Source organism: Telmatobacter bradus (genome assembly GCF_048629425.1).
GTDB lineage: Bacteria > Acidobacteriota > Terriglobia > Terriglobales > Acidobacteriaceae > Telmatobacter > Telmatobacter bradus.
In genome coordinates this window covers 560,104-576,510 of the sequence record NZ_CP184532.1, presented here as the reverse complement: position 1 = coordinate 576,510, position 16,407 = coordinate 560,104, and the positions used below count along the sequence as shown (strand labels likewise).

12 protein-coding genes are annotated in these 16,407 nt (G+C 60.1%); 2 read left to right on the top strand and 10 right to left on the bottom strand.

Annotated features, from left to right (window positions below; genetic code table 11):
- Positions 1-102 precede the first annotated feature (102 nt).
- The 3 genes from ACOBR2_RS02525 to ACOBR2_RS02515 form a co-directional block, all read right to left on the bottom strand.
- The gene (locus tag ACOBR2_RS02525; RefSeq protein ID WP_420238498.1) at positions 103-471 is read right to left on the bottom strand and encodes a hypothetical protein; all 369 of its coding nucleotides are present in this window, start codon (positions 469-471) and stop codon (positions 103-105) included.
- Positions 468-1,121 (bottom strand): RNA polymerase sigma factor, encoded by a 654-nt coding sequence (locus ACOBR2_RS02520; protein ID WP_420238497.1) that lies wholly within the window; start codon positions 1,119-1,121, stop codon positions 468-470. The genes ACOBR2_RS02525 and ACOBR2_RS02520 overlap by 4 nt, the downstream gene beginning before the upstream one ends.
- A 71-nt stretch (positions 1,122-1,192) precedes the next feature.
- Positions 1,193-1,945, bottom strand: a complete 753-nt coding sequence (locus tag ACOBR2_RS02515; RefSeq protein ID WP_420238496.1) for a YdeI/OmpD-associated family protein — start codon at positions 1,943-1,945, stop codon at positions 1,193-1,195.
- A gap of 176 nt (positions 1,946-2,121) precedes the next feature.
- Here ACOBR2_RS02515 and ACOBR2_RS02510 point away from each other — a divergent pair, with 176 nt between their 5' ends.
- On the top strand, positions 2,122-3,762 hold the full coding sequence (locus ACOBR2_RS02510) for a methyl-accepting chemotaxis protein (RefSeq protein WP_420238495.1): 1,641 nt from the start codon (positions 2,122-2,124) through the stop codon (positions 3,760-3,762).
- A gap of 72 nt (positions 3,763-3,834) precedes the next feature.
- Here ACOBR2_RS02510 and ACOBR2_RS02505 read toward each other — a convergent pair whose 3' ends face one another.
- A complete protein-coding gene (locus tag ACOBR2_RS02505) occupies positions 3,835-5,793 on the bottom strand; it encodes a hypothetical protein (RefSeq protein ID WP_420238494.1) in 1,959 nt (652 codons plus the stop codon).
- Positions 5,790-6,584: a 23S rRNA (guanosine(2251)-2'-O)-methyltransferase RlmB gene (gene rlmB, locus ACOBR2_RS02500; protein ID WP_420238493.1), complete on the bottom strand. Its 795-nt coding sequence runs from the start codon at positions 6,582-6,584 to the stop codon at positions 5,790-5,792. Before rlmB ends, ACOBR2_RS02505 begins: the two co-directional genes overlap by 4 nt.
- A gap of 454 nt (positions 6,585-7,038) precedes the next feature.
- On the opposite strand from rlmB, the gene ACOBR2_RS02495 reads away from it, so the two are divergent.
- The gene (locus tag ACOBR2_RS02495) at positions 7,039-8,340 is read left to right on the top strand and encodes an MFS transporter (protein WP_420238492.1); all 1,302 of its coding nucleotides are present in this window, start codon (positions 7,039-7,041) and stop codon (positions 8,338-8,340) included.
- Positions 8,341-8,396: 56 nt separating this feature from the next.
- On the opposite strand, the gene ACOBR2_RS02490 is transcribed toward ACOBR2_RS02495, so the two are convergent.
- The 5 genes from ACOBR2_RS02490 to ACOBR2_RS02470 form a co-directional block, all read right to left on the bottom strand.
- The gene (locus ACOBR2_RS02490) at positions 8,397-9,761 is read right to left on the bottom strand and encodes a cytochrome ubiquinol oxidase subunit I (protein ID WP_420238491.1); all 1,365 of its coding nucleotides are present in this window, start codon (positions 9,759-9,761) and stop codon (positions 8,397-8,399) included.
- A 116-nt stretch (positions 9,762-9,877) separates the two neighbouring features.
- Positions 9,878-10,972 carry a cytochrome b gene (locus tag ACOBR2_RS02485; RefSeq protein ID WP_420238490.1) on the bottom strand — a complete coding sequence of 365 codons (1,095 nt, stop codon included), beginning with the start codon at positions 10,970-10,972 and terminating at the stop codon, positions 9,878-9,880.
- A gap of 74 nt (positions 10,973-11,046) precedes the next feature.
- A complete protein-coding gene (locus ACOBR2_RS02480; protein WP_420238489.1) occupies positions 11,047-11,529 on the bottom strand; it encodes a ubiquinol-cytochrome c reductase iron-sulfur subunit in 483 nt (160 codons plus the stop codon).
- A gap of 3 nt (positions 11,530-11,532) precedes the next feature.
- Entirely contained in the window at positions 11,533-12,657 is a 1,125-nt protein-coding gene (locus ACOBR2_RS02475) for a hypothetical protein (RefSeq protein ID WP_420238488.1), read from the bottom strand.
- Between the two features lie 165 nt (positions 12,658-12,822).
- A complete protein-coding gene (locus ACOBR2_RS02470; RefSeq protein WP_420238487.1) occupies positions 12,823-16,224 on the bottom strand; it encodes a TonB-dependent receptor domain-containing protein in 3,402 nt (1,133 codons plus the stop codon).
- Positions 16,225-16,407 lie beyond the last annotated feature (183 nt).

Sequence of the window (16,407 nt, the reverse complement as noted above, 5' to 3'; positions counted from 1 at the left end):
AGCCACATCCCTCCCTGGAGGGTGAAACAAAAAATCCTCTGTAACAAAAGACGCTCATGGCGCGCTTGAAGTTGCGCCCGCACCTAAGAGAATTTTTACATTTTAGGAGCGATGACGCAGCCAGCCAGCCACCAGCGCCGCCGCCAGAATCGCGGGGAAAAGAACACAGGCTGCCAATCCCAACTGCGCGGTAGTATCGCAGATGTGTTCGCCTTCGAGCAGTTCGTAGGTCAGATGCCAGACAAAGGGGCCGAGCGCAAAAACCATCAGCAGCAATCCAGCTAAAGCTATACTGCGATTGCGCTTACAACTTGCTGCCTGCTCCCGGCGCACGCCCAGCGAGGTCAGAACCACGCGCCGGGTGCGATCCGCCGTGGCGCATTCCTGACCGGCGCATTTGCCTGCCAGCGCACGAACCAGATCCTCGCGGTCTTCTTTCCCGTCTGTCCGGCCCGCGTTATCCTGGCTCACAGAGCCTCCTGAGGCCGCGCCGTCATCCGCTCCAGCTTTGGACGAACCATCGCCATACCCCGATAGAGCCGTGACTTGACCGTGGAAAGAGGGGCCTGCGTCACCTTGGAGATCTCTTCGAGCGACATCTCCTCATGAAAGCGCAACACCAGAACCTCACGGTGCAACGCGTCCAGTTCCAGCAGGACGGCGGCCACGCGCTCCCGGTCTTCCAGCCGGGAAAAATGCTCAAACGGAGTAGGATCGGTATCGGAAACCTCGAAACCCACGGGGCGATCATCGTCGCCACCCACCTCAAATAACTCGTCCAGACTGCTCATGGTGCGCTTGCGGCGCTGGTCAATCAGCAAGTTGCGTGCGATGGTAAACAGCCAGGTTTCAAAGCGCGACTGGCCGTTGAACTGGCTGCCACGCAGCATCACCCGCATCCAGACCTCTTGAAAAAGGTCCTCGGCCTGTTCGCGATTTCCGGTCAAATACATCAGATAGCGCAACAGACGGTGCTGGTAACGCACGATCAGCTCTTCCAGCAGTCCGGCGTTTTGGCGCTTCAAGCCTTCGGCAATGGCAAGACTCTCGGCACGCACCTGCTCTGCCTCAGCAGTGGCGGCATTCCGAGTGGAAAACGTTCTGAGCAGTGCGGCCTTCATCACACTCCATTAGACGACACAGCCCGGTGCCAGGACTTACGCAGTTACACAGTTTTACACTGCTGCACTATTTATGGTGCATTTTTTCTGTTTTCTGCCCTGGCAAGTGCCTCTTCCACAGCTTTGCGGGCGCGTCGCTGGCGGGCATCCACACTTTCGTAATAGAAAATCCCCAACAGATGATTGCGCCGCTGCACTGGAGTAAGCGCCAGCCAAGCATCCTCGGCCTTTACCGTCTCGCGGAAGAGTGCCCGCAGAACCGGTGGTGGATCCTGCTCGCCCTCCATGGCCAGCATCAGCCGTTCGGCCATTTTTTCAGCGCGTTTCTGGCGGGTTGTGGCGGTTTTGGGCTCAGCCACCCACTTGCCAATCTCGCGCCGCATTGAGGGCCCCAACTGCGCGAACCAGCGCTTGAGCTCCCGTTCGCCCCGCAGAAGTTTTCCCAGCTCAGCCGGCAGAGCATCCGTACGCTCTTCCAAGTCAGGCTCCAGAGCAATGCGCACTGTTTCGCCCACCCGCACTCCGGCTGCCAACTGCAGGGCGCGATTCACCAGCAGCATCTCGCCCGGCCCGCGCGCGTCGCCAAAGAGCGAGGAGCGGAAGGGCGCGCCGTTGAGTGTGCCGCACACCCTACGTCCGGCTCGCTCTGGCCAAGTCTCGGCCAAACGGAAGGGCAGACGCGCCACCACCCAGCGCAACCGGGTGCCGTCGGGTTCGAGCAAGGCGGTAAAGCTCTTTTTCATCATCAAGGTTCCCGCAGAGGATGAAAAATACGTGGCTTCAGTATGCCGTTCCTCTTCCGCAGCCGCAATCCAATATGCCACCGCAGCCGCAAATTTCCTGTACGGTACTGTGATTGGAAGCATAGGCTCCGCCGATAGGGGCAGCTGTAGGTCCGAAATGAACTGGAAGTGCTCTCTTCCCCGTTTGCGCCCGCGATGGGTCCACGGCCATGCTGATTGGCCGGGTTCATGGATGCTCATTCCCCATGAGGACAGTTATGGATCAGTGGAAAAACTTCAAGATTGGCACCAAACTCTACCTGCTTACGGCGCTGGCTGCCGTGGGCCTGCTGATATTTGCATCGCTGGCCTTTTCCGTTCTGAACGAGACCCGGGTGGGCTCGAAGATGAGCCAGCAGAATCAAGTAGCCATCGACATTGCCTCCAGCTATGAAAACAACACCCAGGCCTTGATCTACGTCCACCCGTGGGCCGTTGAGGTAATCGAAAACCCCGCCCCCGACTCACTACCCGGCTTCAAGCAGAAGTTCCACGACGCCCGCCTGAGCTTTGAAAAGAGCGCCGACGCGTTTGCGCAGGAGATTCCTGCTGGGCCCATCCGCGACCTGGTCAACGGCGAAGAACGCCGGACCGCCGAGGCGTGGTACCAACTGGCCGAGGATGAATTCATTCCTGCCCTGCAGGCCGGCGATCAGAACAAGGCCAGTAGCATCTGGCTGGACAAGATGCAGCCCCTTTTCAAGCAGAACCAGGAAGCCATCAACCAGATCAGCACCCTGACCGACCAGTGGATTGCCAAGAATAATACCGACGCCATGGCGATGGTCAAATCGCGCACCTGGACCATGGCGCTGTCCGCCCTCGCGATTCTGTTTGTGCTCATCACGCTGGGCATGCTGATTGCCCGCCAGATCGCCCACCAAATCAACAAGACGGCAGACTGCCTTGACCAACTGGCCCACTGCGATCTGACCGTGCAGATCGACATCGACTCCACGGACGAGATTGGCATGATGGCCCGCGCCGTCCAGCGCACAGTGGAAAACTTCCGTGAGGTGATGGGATCCATCCACAAGGGAGCCGAACTGGTGGCCGCAGCCTCGGCCGAGATGAGCTCCAGCACCGAGCAGGTAGCCCACCAGATTCAGGACAATATGCGCGCCGCCCAGCAGGCCGCCGCCGCCATGGAAGAGATGCAATCCTCCATTCGGGAGGTAACGCATGGCGCACAGCAGTCGGCAGACTCGGCACAGCACGCCGTGGATGCCGCCGGTCGTGGCGTTTCTGTCGTGGGTGAGGCGGTGGATGCCGTGCGCGGCATTGCCGACGCCACCAGCCAAGTAGAAAAGCGCATTATCGAACTGGGCAACAGCAGCGACCGTGTGGGCAAGATCGTGCTCACCATCAACGAAATTGCCGAACAAACCAACCTGCTGGCCCTGAATGCCGCCATTGAAGCCGCCCGCGCCGGCGAGCACGGACGCGGCTTTGCCGTAGTGGCAGGCGAGGTCCGCCGTCTGGCCGAGCGCACCAGTCAGGCCACCGGCGAAATCCGTTCCATGATCGAAAATATCCAGACCGAGACCGTGGAAACGGTCGAGGCCATGCAGATGGGCTCCTCCAAGGTGGAAAGCGGCGTGAAGAAAACCGCTGAGATGGGCCAGGCGCTGAACTCCATTCAGGAACTGAGCCAACAAAGCGGTAATCAGGCCCACCAGATTGCCACCGCCAGCAGCCAGCAGGACTCGGCCATCCACGAAATTGCCGGCAACGTCAACCAGCTAGCCGCATTCGTACAACAGGCCAACGAATCCGTGAGCCAGAACGCCCAGGCCTGCGCTGAACTGACCCATTTGGCCAACGACCTGAACGCTCAGGCCGTCCGCTTCAAACTCTGACCTTAACCCCGGAAAGAATATCCAGCAAAAAAGCCGCCCGAAGGCGGCTTTTTTGCATTGCGGGGATGCGGCTTAACGTTGCACCGGTCCCGGGTGAACTGCAGGCGTAGTGTTCACATTGTCCGGCACATCGCTCAGATGGATGCTGGCCTGAGCTTCGGGAACGGTGCCGTCATTCACCTGTATCTGCACCGGCCTGCCCTGAATCAGCAGACGCTGTACGGCCTTGCCGTGGGCCGGAACCAGTACACGCTGGGTGACGGAAGCGGTATCGCTGCGTACCGTCACTGGGACCTCGGCCGCGGCATAGCCAGCATTGGCAATATTCACTGAAACCAGCCAATTGCCGGCATTGGCGGTGGACGGGTAGACGCTTTCGATGGTCAGATCGGGCAGACCATGGTCATTGTTCACCCAGTCGGCAAAGAACCAGTCCAGATTGGCACGGCTTCCGGCCTGTTCCAGCAGCTTTTGGAAGGGGCTGGGACCATTATCGTGACCGTAGCCGGGGCTGACGTCGGCCTGCGGATTGTAGGCGCGCAGAGCCGCGGAAAGCGTTGCGTCGCTCGCCACATCCCGCAACATCCAAAGCACATAGGTTGCTTTTGTACGATAGTAGATGGGTGCAATGGCCTGCGCCAGCGGCTGGCCCGCAGCCACGCCAGGACTGGACGGTTCAGCCAGAGCCAGAGCGTTGCGCGTGGACTCCAGCGACTCCAGAGCCTCCTGCCGACCGCGCTGCTTTTCCAGCCAGAGCGTACCCATGAAGTGAGCCACGCCCTCGCTCAGCCAGGCGCGGGGCGACTGCATCCAGGCATGGGTCAAAGCGTGAGCCAGAATGCCGTCCAACTGCTCGGGCGCGGCAATGCGAACACTGGTAGCCAGCAGAGCGCCTGTTTCAAAGGGCGCGTCTTCGGGGTCAGGAAGATCCAGCACGGTCAGCTCAGCACGGGGCCGCTGGCCAAGCCAGCCCTGCAGGAAGGGCGTAACGTGCGCCGTGGATTCCGCCCAACTGGAGACTGCAGCGTCGCTGGCCGGAAGCACCCAGAAGGTGGTGTTGGTGCCCGGATGGGCGGTACGCTCGGCCACAAAGAGGCTGGGCGCATCAAAGCCGAGCGGCGCACCGGGCAGAGTGGCCGTGGCCACGCCATTCACCTCTGGGCCGACGCTCTCCACCGTAGTCAGTTCCAGCGGCACCGAATGGCCGTTGATAAGCGCTACCGTGGGCGGATGGCCGTGCGGAAATTCATCGGTCAGGCGCAGGCGGAAGTCAGCTCCTGCCAGCCGCATCTTGTGCTCGCCCATCTCGTCAAAGAGTTTGGCTCCGTCGCCCAGAATGGAGGCAACGCTGGCCACCGGGTACCAGACCACGTTGCCGAAGCCGCGCAGGCCGGTGAACTCCACGCCGATCTGGTCCCAGTCGGAGTGCAGCGCCACTTGGTCGGGCGTGCCGATGGCCATCAGGCGCTGGGCCGACTGCTGAATCGTGCCGGAGTAAGTGACGTCGATCTGCAGGCTTGCGCCAGAAGCCAGCGGCGTGGCCAGTGGTACCGCCGCCTCATGCAACTGGCCGGTGTGGTCCACATCGGAGTTCAGCGTAGCCACCGGAAAGCTGACGTTGCGGCCAGCCACACGGACCCGCTCCCAATTGAGCGACGACGAAAGCTGCAGCGGAAGGCGATTCAGCGGAGCCTTGCCATCGTTGCGCACGGTAAGCAGGGCGCGCACCGCAATCTGCTGGTCAGATGGGCGCAGACGCACGTCCATGTCGTAGGCAGTAAAGGTGATCGCCGCCCGTTCCGCATCCGTGGCGATGGGCGCGGTCACAGCCTGCGCCGCTGCGGGCAGAGCGGTCTGCGTTGTGGTCTGGCCGTTTTCGTCGGTCGAACGGGAAAAGATCACCTTGCCATGCGACTCGGTCTGGCCGTCCTGCACGGGCGGCGGAGGCAGATCGTGCGAACTTTGAGCGCGCACCGGCAAACTGAGCCAGAGCACGGCCGAGACGGCCACCAGAGCCGAGGAAAATTTCATGAACCCAAACCTTTCTGCTTCTTACGGGGTTTGGACACAGACTCCGCTGCGGGAAGAGCAGCCTGACGGCGCTGCCGGGCGGCCTCATAGAGCACCACGGCGGCGGCAGCCGACACATTCAGAGAGCTGACTCCACCGGCCATCGGGATGCTGAGCATGTGATCGCAGGTCTTCTTCACCAGATCGTGCAGGCCAGCGCCCTCGCGGCCCATCACCAGCACGCAGTTTCCGGTCAGGTCAAAGCGGTCGTAGTCGGTTTCACCACGCTCGTCCAGGCCGATCACCCAGATGTTTTTCTCTTTCAACTGCTCCAGCGAGCGCACCAGATTCACCACGCAGGCAATGCGCAAGTGTTCGGTGGCTCCGGCGCTGGCCTTTACGGCCACGGGGCTGAGCGGCGCGGCACGACGCTCGGTGAGCAAAACACCATCCACGCCTGCACCATCGGCTACACGCAAAAGTGCACCCAGATTCTGCGGATCTTCCACGCCGTCGAGCGCAAGAAGCAGCCGCTTTGCGCCACTGGCCGGTGCCTCAAAAAGATCCTCGATGGCGAGGAACTCCTGCGGGCGGCACAGCGCCACCACACCCTGATGGGCGGTGGTCTGGGCAATCTGGGTCAGTTGCTCGCGGGGCTCGGTGCGCGTACGCACTCCGGCTAGTTTGCACTGACTGACGATGCGGGCCAAGCGAGGATCCTGCCGCTCGCGTGCCACAATCACTTGATCGAATTTGCGCCGTCCGGCGCGCAGGGCCTCCTCTACGGAGTGCAGCCCAAAAAGAACGTCCATAGACCTTAGTGTAGAGCACCTTCGGCCACCTGCGGTGGGGCCAATTGCTTCGCGTGGCTAATCTTGCGGGCGTGCATGGCAACTGCCGATTCTGCAGCAATTTGCGAAATACCACCTGCGGTGGGGCCAATCGCTTCGCGTGGCCAAGCTTGCGGGCGTGCATGGCAACTGCCGATTCTGCAGTAATTTGCGAAATACCACCTGCGGTGGGGCCAATCGCTTCGCGTGGCCAAGCTTGCGGGCGTGCATGGCAACTGCCGATTCTGCAGTAATTTGCGAAATACCACCTGCGGTGGGGCCAATTGCTTCGCGTGGCTAATCTTGCGGGCGTGCATGGCAACTGCCGATTCTGCAGCAATTTGCAGAATGAGCTGACGGCTGAAAGCTGACATCTGACATCTGTATTCACCCACCCGTGGAAATCGCGCCCCAGTCACGATACCCTAATAGGAAGATGGAATCTTCTTCCCGAAGTACCCCCCGACGAGGTTTAGAGGCCTTCGCCTCCGCTGATTTCCGGCGTTTTCAACTGGCGCGCGTCATGCAGACCATCGGATCAGCCGCGCAGTCCGTAGCCGTGGCCTGGCAGGTTTACTCCATCACCCACCGGCCACTGGACCTGGGCTTTACCGGACTGGCGCAGTTTCTGCCCGGCCTGATCTTCCTGCTGCCCGCCGGCCACACCGCCGACCGCTTCGACCGCCGCAAAATCATCCTGCTCTGCTACAGCCTGCAGATGGTGTGCACCGTGGCACTCCTGACGCTGACGCTCAGGGGATTGCACAGCATTCTTCCGGTGTATGCGGTGCTATTTGTGCTGGGCACGGCGCGCAGCTTCGCGGGACCGGCCAACACGTCGCTGATTCCGCATCTGGTGCCGGAAAAATACTTTGTGAATGCCGTCACCTGGGGCGCAACCTGCTTCCAGTTCACCACCATTCTGGGGCCAGCCACCGGCGGCGTGCTTTTTGCACTACCACTGGTGCATTTTGTGTCGCTGGCGTCGTTTGAAGGCGCAGGAATCGTCTACGTCTTTAACCTGCTGGTGTTGCTGTGGTCCATTTTTCTAATCAGCGGCATGAAGGTGCGCATCGGCCGCATGGAAAAGAAGGATCTGTCACTGCATGTGCTGCTGGCCGGCTTCCGTTACATGGGCCGCTCGCCAATCCTGTTTGGCGCGGCCTCGCTCGACCTGTTTGCTGTTCTGCTGGGCGGAGCCGTGGCACTCACCCCCATCTTTGCCAGTGAGGTTCTGCACACCGGGCCGCGCGGACTGGGCCTGCTGCGTTCGGCTCCGGCCGCTGGCGCAGTGGCCATGTCTCTGCTAATGGCGCGCTTTCCGTTGCGCCGCCATGCGGGGCCCAAACTCTTTACCTGCGTGGCCATCTTTGGTGCGGCCACGGTGGCCTTCGCGCTCTCCCATAATCTGGCCTGCTCCCTGCTGGCGCTCTTCATTACCGGCATGGTGGATTCGGTGAGTGTGGTGATTCGCGGCTCGATTCTGCAACTGGCCACACCCAACGAAATGCGCGGCCGCGTGAGCGCCGTCAACTCGCTGTTCATTGGCGCATCCAATGAGCTGGGCGAATTTGAAAGCGGCCTGACCGCGCAGTGGTGGGGCGCGGTGCGGGCAACCATCTTCGGCGGCGTGGGAGCCATGGTGGTCAGCGGCCTGTGGGCCAGTTGCTTCCCCAGCCTGCGCAATGCCGACCAGCTCACCGCGGAAGCCTTGAAGGCCCACGTGCGCAACGAATAGACTCCAACGAAAAGGCCCGCTTGCAGCGGGCCTTTTCGTTGGGTTGAAACACGCGGCTACTTGTGCGTATTCACCTGCGCATTCAGGTAGTCGGCCAGATCATTTACATCCTGCTGCGTACCCGCCATGGGCGGCATGAACTTGCGGTAGGGCATATCGGGCTTGTAGTCATGCAGCATGGTGATGAAGTTGTGGATGTTGGCGCGGTCGCGCCCGGCCAGCAGCTTGCGCACCGGGCGGTAGCCATCGAGCGTGTGGCAGCTCTGGCACTCGCCGCGGAAGATGGCCTCGCCTCGCGAGTAGCTGGTTGCGCCACCGCCGTAGGTCCACAGCGAGTTCTTCAGGTAGCCCTCGTGATTGATGCGCTCCACATACGGAACGCGCACGCCATTCGAGTACATCCAGTTGCCGATCACATACGGCTTGCGCAGCATCTCACGCGAGTACTCGCCCGCGCCAGTCGCAATCAACGCCAGCAGCACCATGGCCAGCGCATGCGAGAGGTTGAAGTCCAGCGGATTGCGGTAAGCCAGGAAGTAAGCCACCCAGATAATGGTGGCCGAAACCATGATGATGACCAACGCCATGCGTGTGACAGTGGAGAAGGTTCCGGCATTCACCGTATCAATGCCCAGCGTAAGCAGCGCCTGCTGCGAGGCTGGCACCATCAGGTAGTACCAGAGCATCAGGAAGGGCATGGCCACGAACGACGGCACCAGCCACTTCACACTCCAGCGCACAAAGGTGGTCTTCAGCGCGGGTTCTTTGTCACCATCGATGCGGCTGGAGGTGACCAACGCCCAGACGGCGGCCAGCGAGCAGCAGACGCAGCTACGCAGCAGCAGACTCGGCCAGTAGGTCGGGTTGAAGAAGGCGTTCCAGAACTTGCTGGCCTCAGCGCCCGTGCCTGCCACACCCAGCCAGGTTGCGCCCGGCGTAAGCATGAAGGTAAGGATGCCGTTGATGATGACCAGCGTGGCAATCGACGCCCCGGCATAAACCCAGCCCACGGTCAGGTGCAGCTTCTCGTCGATGCGGTCCCACGTGTAGTAATAGACCGCAATGGTGGATAGCTCGACCATGAAGAAGACCCACTCAATGGCCCAGCCAAAAACGAAGTTGTGGATCAGCGTGCTGGTGGCCTCGGGATGGGTGAGACCGATGGCGAACCAGATGCCCACGCCTGAAACCGTGCCAAAGACGCCGGTCAGCAGCAGAAAAAACTTGGAGTGTTTGGCAATCTGCTTGAGCCATGCGGCCCGCAATGCCGGATCCTTGGTGGCCAGGGCCTTGCGCTCGGCCATGGGCAGGAAGAGTCCGCCGCCCACGGCGAACTGCGAGATCATGACGTGGAAGATGGCGATGATGCCAATCACCCAACCGGAGCCGAGAATAGGTATTTCCCAGAAAGGATAGTTCATGTACTAGCTCCTAGCTTCTAGCTTCCAGCTACTAGCTTCCGCTCGTCCCTGCTCAATAAGAATCCTTTGTTGCAGCAGGATGAGCTAGAAGCTAATAGCTAACATCTAGAAGCTGCCTACCGGATCGTCCAGTAGCCAAAAATCGTGGTGAACAGCACGGCAAGGATGACGAACAGGCCGAAGTAGTGGGCGGTGCGTCCGCGCTGGCCGCTCTCCTTATCCTTGTCGTAGAAGGGGATCAACAACCAGAGCACAATGCCCACGGTGAACAGCAGCATTCCGGCGATTTCACCCGCCTCCCCTCGCAGAAACGGCACTTGCCCCAGCAGCTTGAGTAGCTCAAAAGGGCTCATGAAGTACCACTCGGGATGAATGCCCATGGGAGCCGGAGCCAGAGAATCGTACTGCTTGCCCAGTTCCCATGGAAAGACGCTGGCCAGCAGGGCAAGGATGTTCAGCGTGATCAGCCACATGGCCAGATCCTTGCGCAGGAAGTTGGGAAAGAACGGCATGGATTTGCGCTCTTCGGGGGGCAGCGCGTCCACGCTGGGCGGCGCGGCGTTGCCATGCTTCTGCACCAACCACAAGTGGAAGCCAAGCAGCGGCAGGAAGAGCGCCGGAAGAACCACCACATGCAGGGCAAAGAAGCGCTGTACCGTGAAGTCGCCCACTTCGATGCCGCCCCGCAGCATGTTGGCAATCCCCACGCCGATCCACGGAATGGTCGCCGGAATCTCCAAGCCCACCTTGGTGGCAAAGTAACTGAGCTCGTCCATGGGCAGCAGATAGCCGCTGAAGCCAAAGACCGTAGCCAGAGCCAGCAAACCAAGGCCACTGAACCAGCCGAACTCCCGCGGCTTGCGATAAGCCTTCATGAAGAAGACCGAGAACATGTGCACCATGATGGAGAAGATCATCAGGTTGGCCGACCAGGAGTGCGCCGAACGAATCAGCCAGCCAAAGTGCATGGTAAAGGTGATCTGGCGGACCGACTCGTAGGCGTCCGCGCCCGGCCGGTAGTAGACCAGCAGCAACACACCCGTGAAGCACTGGACGAGGAAAAGGAAGAGCGAGATTCCGCCCCAGTAGTACCAGAAGGTGTGCTTGTGCACCGGTACCTGTTTGTGGCGGGCGAAGGCAAGAAGATCGGTGACTCCCAGCCGTTCGTCCACCCATTCGTACACGGAGCTCGTGATGCTCTTTGTGCTCATGCTTCTATCCTTTGTGCGCCTGCCATTGCATTTTCCGTGAGTGCGTCCCCGCAGAAACTTTTGCAAGGACCCTGCTAGGTGCGCGAAACCTGAACCCCGGCGTCGCTGACTGCTACTTTGTAGAGGGTGAGCGGCTTGGGCGGAGGTCCGCTGACATTGGCGCCGGTGTAGGGGTTATAGACCCCTCCGTGACAGGCACAATGAATGCGATCCTGGTCGGGTTCGTACTGCACCGTGCAGCCCAGATGCGTGCAGACGGCTGTCAGCGCAATCCAGCGATCATCCGCATGGTGAATCAGCATGGCCGGACGGCTGCCGAATTTGAACATCAGCACACTGCCCTTGGGCAGCTTCTGCGCATCCTTCAGCGTCACCTCGGTGACGGCTGCCATGCTGGCCGCCTGCTCCACCGGCGAGGCCAGATAGCGATAGATGGGATAGGCCAAGGCTGCCGCATAGCCAACACCAGCCACGGTAGCCACAGCCAGAAATGCCCGGCGGGTATTCTGCTCGCCGCGCTCTTCCACAAGATTTGAGGAATTTTCCAGTTCGCTCATGGTCTAGGCCGCCCCCTCCATGGTTTTCTGCGCGCGCGCAACCACTGAAATCAGCCAGCCCACCACACCCAGACCAGCCACAAACAGCAACAGGAAGAGCCCGACAACGCTCCAGTTGGTAACCACTACACGGTCCCACACGTTGTAGCCCTTGCCGAGCAGGGTCAGGTCGCGCACTGCATCGCGGTAGATGACCAGCGTAAGCTCGATCAGCAATACCAGAACAGCTCCGCTCCAGGCCAGCAGATTGGAGGCAATTTTGCCAAAGCCTGCTAGTGCGCCCAGCAACACGGCAACCACCACCAGCGCCAGCCATCCATAACCGGTGAGCGCATAGAAGCGATAGAACTCGTAGCCCGCCGAAGGAGCGGCCAGAGCGGCTTTCACGGTTCCCGGCTGCACCGCGTTCGCCCACAGACCGGCGATCAGATAGACGACGCCGAACAGCGCCGCCACCTTGCCGCCCAGTCCGGCCAGAAACTTCTGCTCCTCAGCCGTAAAGGTGGAACGCGCCGCCAGATAGACCAGCCACAGACCACCCACGAACAAACCGCCCGCCAGCATCAGCAGAAAACGCGGCTCGGCCGTCGGATCGCCATGGGGCAGAAGCGCCCCCAGCGCCGAGGCTTCATACATCTGCTTCCAGGCTTCGGGCCGCAGCATCAGGGTCATGTTGGTGGTGAGAATTTTGGCCACGCAACCGGCCAGCAACCAAGCCACGGAACCCGTCACCCAGGCGCTCTGGCCCGCTTCCAGCTTGGCGCTGAAGCGGTACAGATGCCAGTAGACAGCCATGAGCAGAAAGACCACGGCAATCCAGTAGACGCCGATCAGAACGCTCGACGTGTAGAGAGCGCGACCGTAGAGCACCTGTGCAAACAGGAGCGGAGGCACGCCCAGATTGATCACATAGGTCATGACCACGGTGAGCCGACGGGCAAGAGCCCTGGCCGCCACCAGCGCCGCCGGATTGTTCCGGAAGAGGCTGAGCAAAATGGCCAGAAGAAGACCGCCAAGAAGCATCTCCACGGCCACAAAGTGCAGCGCCAAAGTTACGATGTGCAGAGCTTTGAGCAGCCATACCGGTGCGGGCAAGGGAATAGGATCAACTGCGGGATACAGAGGCATAGACCCCCTCAGGACTCCAATTTTTGTGCCTCAACTGTAATCCCGTTTTGTATGAATGCGAAATAGAATTCTTGAAAAAATATGGCCCCGTCTCTTCCAGGTCAAAAATACAAACCCGGGAAAGACAAGGCCACATGGAATACGACGTATCGGAACAGCAAGAGCCTAAAAAGTGATTCTTCCCGCCAACTCCAAACTGCGGGGGCCTGCGCCCTCGGCCTGCTGCAGCGCCGTAATGGTGCCAAAACCCGCCGCGTCCGCCTGCATGTTGGGCGGTTCATAGTTGCGATGGTTCAGGGCGTTGGCCGCCTCCACGCTCAATTGAAAGCTGCTGCGAGCCGTCAGCGGAACGGTTTTGGAGAGCGAGAAGCTGCTGATCTGGCTGCCCGGGCCCACCACGCCACCCACCGGAGCATTGCCGAAGCGACCAATGCCGATGGTGTCGCCATTCAAGTCGGTGGTCTGCAGATTCGCATACGGAAAGGCCGCCGGATTGAGCCACTGCGCGGTAGTGCGATGCGCGGCGTAGGGCGAAACACTGCGGTCCTGGTCAGTGCGTGTCTGGCCCACGGTGGTCAGGATGTTGGTGTTGGCCGGATCAACCGTGGTTTCGTACGGCGTCATGAACGGGCCGCTCTGCAACACGATCACGCCTCCCCACTGCCAGCCGCCCAGCACTGCATTCGTCAGTCCGCCGGTATTCAGCCAGCGCTGCTTGGCACCGAAAGGCAGATCGTACAGATAGGTGGCCAGAAAGCGATGACGGCGATCATAGACCACGTTGCCGTAATCCAGACCGGGATGAAAACGGTCGGTCAGAAAGCTGCCACCGGCAATCGCGAAGGCATTCGGCGTAGCACCGCCGGCATTCGACAGGTCGCGGGTGAAGGTATAGCTGGCATCGAAGGTCAGAGCCTTGCCGCCGTGGCGCGAAAGCTCCAACGTACCACTGTTGTAGTTACTGAACGAAGCGTTCTGCACGCTCTGAATCACGGCAAAGTCAGAGAAGGGCCGCGTGCTGCTTACCGCGCTGTAGCCGAGCGTATTGGCATGCACTTGGTTCAGATCCACCATGGCATCCAGATCGCACCCCTTGCTACCGGTATAGCTGGCGCGCACGCCAATCTGCTTTCCAAGGTCCTGCTCCACGGTCAGGTTCCACTGCTGCACCGTGGGTTCCTTGTAGTGCACCGGATAGGCGTAATCAAAATTGGCCGTGGCCGCAGTCGATGCGTTGAAGGGCGTTTCGCCCGTCGTATTTGGGAACGAGAGCAGCGGATTGTTGTTCGCATCCAAGCTGTTCACGTACGTGGGCAAAAAGCTGGAGTGAACAGCCCATCCAGTGTAGAGAGAAAAGCCAAGTGGCGTTTCAATGAAGCGTCCCCAACCGCCGCGCACTACCGTCTTGTCGGTGGCAAACGGCCTCCAGGCAAAACCAATGCGCGGAGCAATGTCGCTGTAGTTGGTGGAACGCAAGGCCGAAGGAATGCCCGCCTGCGCTGCGGTAATCACCGGCGTAGGCGCAATCGAGCTGGCAAACTGCGTGGACGTATCAGCCAGCGCCGCAGCGTTCGGCACCACCACCGCACCGGTCACCGTGGAACCATCGGTTCCCTTGCCGGTCCAGTCCGGAACAAAAGTGGCCGTGTTTCCGCTGGTCTCGTGAATAGGCGGATGCAGTTCATAACGCAGGCCCAGATTCAGCGTCAAGTTATGTGTAACCTTCCAGTCGTCCTGCGCAAACCACGCATAGGAGTAGCCACGGCCATTCATCAATGGATTGTTGGTAGAACTAACCTCATCGTGATCGGGATAGCCCAGCAGGAAAGCCGTGTAGGGATCGCCGATGTTTTCGCCCACTGTGGAAGAACCATCGAAGACATACCAGCCCGAACGGTAATTACCGAAGACGTTGTCGTCATGATCGGTAATGCGCTTGAAGTCCATGCCGAATTTGAACGAGTGATTATGGTGCGTCCACGACAGATTGTCGAGCAGCTCGACGACCTGCCCACGCTGCGTGCCGGGATTGCCCGCGCCGGTCGACATGAAACCCGTGATCTGAATCTCCGGGGCTTCCGAGTAAGTCTGATCCACCTGCAATGCAGGCATGCCGGTCTGTTGCAGGATGTTGGCCGTCGAAAAGGTCTGCGTCTCGCTGGTGTGCTGCGCGTTGAAGCCGCCACGGAACTCATTCAGCAACTGCGGCGTGATGACGAAGTTATGCGCAAAGGTCAGGCCTTCGTCGATCTCCGGCGTATTGAAGCCGCCCAGCAACGGGCTACCAGCCTCGGCACAGTAAGTCACAACACAGCCTTCCGACGGTGCGGTAATCACCTGACGATTCTTGTAGCTGAAGCGCGCAAAGACGCTCTGGCGGCTGCTGAGCGTCTTGTCGATGCGCACGTCGCCCTGATTAGCCGAGATCGGCGCACGGAAGTTGTTCTGATAGTTGTTCGAGTAAGAGCCGTCCGCGCCGTAGTTGGGCGTGGGCACCAGCAGGTTCAGCAGCTTGGCCGAAACCGTGCTGACCGGCACGCTACCCGGATTGAGCGCCGTCACGCCATCGGGCTGGTAGATGTTGCTTACGCCCTGCCCGGCAAGGTAGTTGGTTAGGTTGCCCGTCCGCATCTCGTTCGAAGGAACGCTCAACAGCAGCGGCGTTTCACGCGGCAGGCGCAGGCCTTCAAAGCTGACAAAGAAGAACGACGGCCGATCGTTCTGCCAGAAACCGGGAACATGCAACGGTCCACCCAACGTGCCGCCAAAGTCGTTCATGATGACCTTCGGCTTCGAAAGCGCGAAGGGATCATTGGCGTTCAGCACGGTATTTTCGTGATTCTCAAAGACCCCACCATGCAGGCCGTTGGTGCCTGCCTTGCTGACGGTGGTGATGTCGGCCACGCCGCTGAATTCTGCGTTGTTGTTCGATTCCGAGACGCGGATCTCTTCAATCGAATTGAAGCTCGGAAACATTTCGTTGACCGGACCGGAAAACTCCACGCCCACGCTGGAGATGCCGTCGATGGTCACACTGAGCAGTGCGGCAGTAGTGCCCATCACGGCCAGTTCGCCGCTGTCGTCAGTCTGCACACCGGCCTCGGTGGTCAGCGTGGAAATTGGGCTGGTGGATCCGGCAGAACGCGAGTAAATGGCGATGGGCAGGCTCACCAGCTCTTCGCCCACCTTGGTCTCGGCCAGATTCGAGACGTCAGTGTTGATCACCGGAATGGCCTCATCAGCCACAATCACCGTCTGCGTCTCAGCGCCCGGCTTCAACGCCACATCGGCGCGGCGGCTTTCACGGGCATTCAGCGCAAAGGTCGGCAGCGTAACGCTCTCAAAGCCCTGCTCGGAAATGAGCAGCGCGTACTGGCCCACTTCCATGTTCTTGAAAGAGTAGTTACCCGCGGCATCGGTGGTCATGTGGCGCTGAACGGTAGTGCCCACGTCCGTCAGTGTCACCAAAGCTCCGGGAACAAGCGCTCCCGTGGTGTCGCGCACCGTACCCTGAATCGTGCCAAAGGTGGATTGCGCCTGCGCCATGCAGCCCGCAAAAATCAGCAACAACAACAGAAAAAGCACACACGTGCGACAACAACGGACAGGGAGGGACAGCAAATGCATCAATAGATGGCCTTTCAGAAGGGAATGAAGAATCGACCCGTTTTTTACAATTTTTTAATCGGGGGTTCATTCAATACTTTATCGTTCCTTTGCCTGAACGGGACGGCTTTTTTAAAAAAAAAC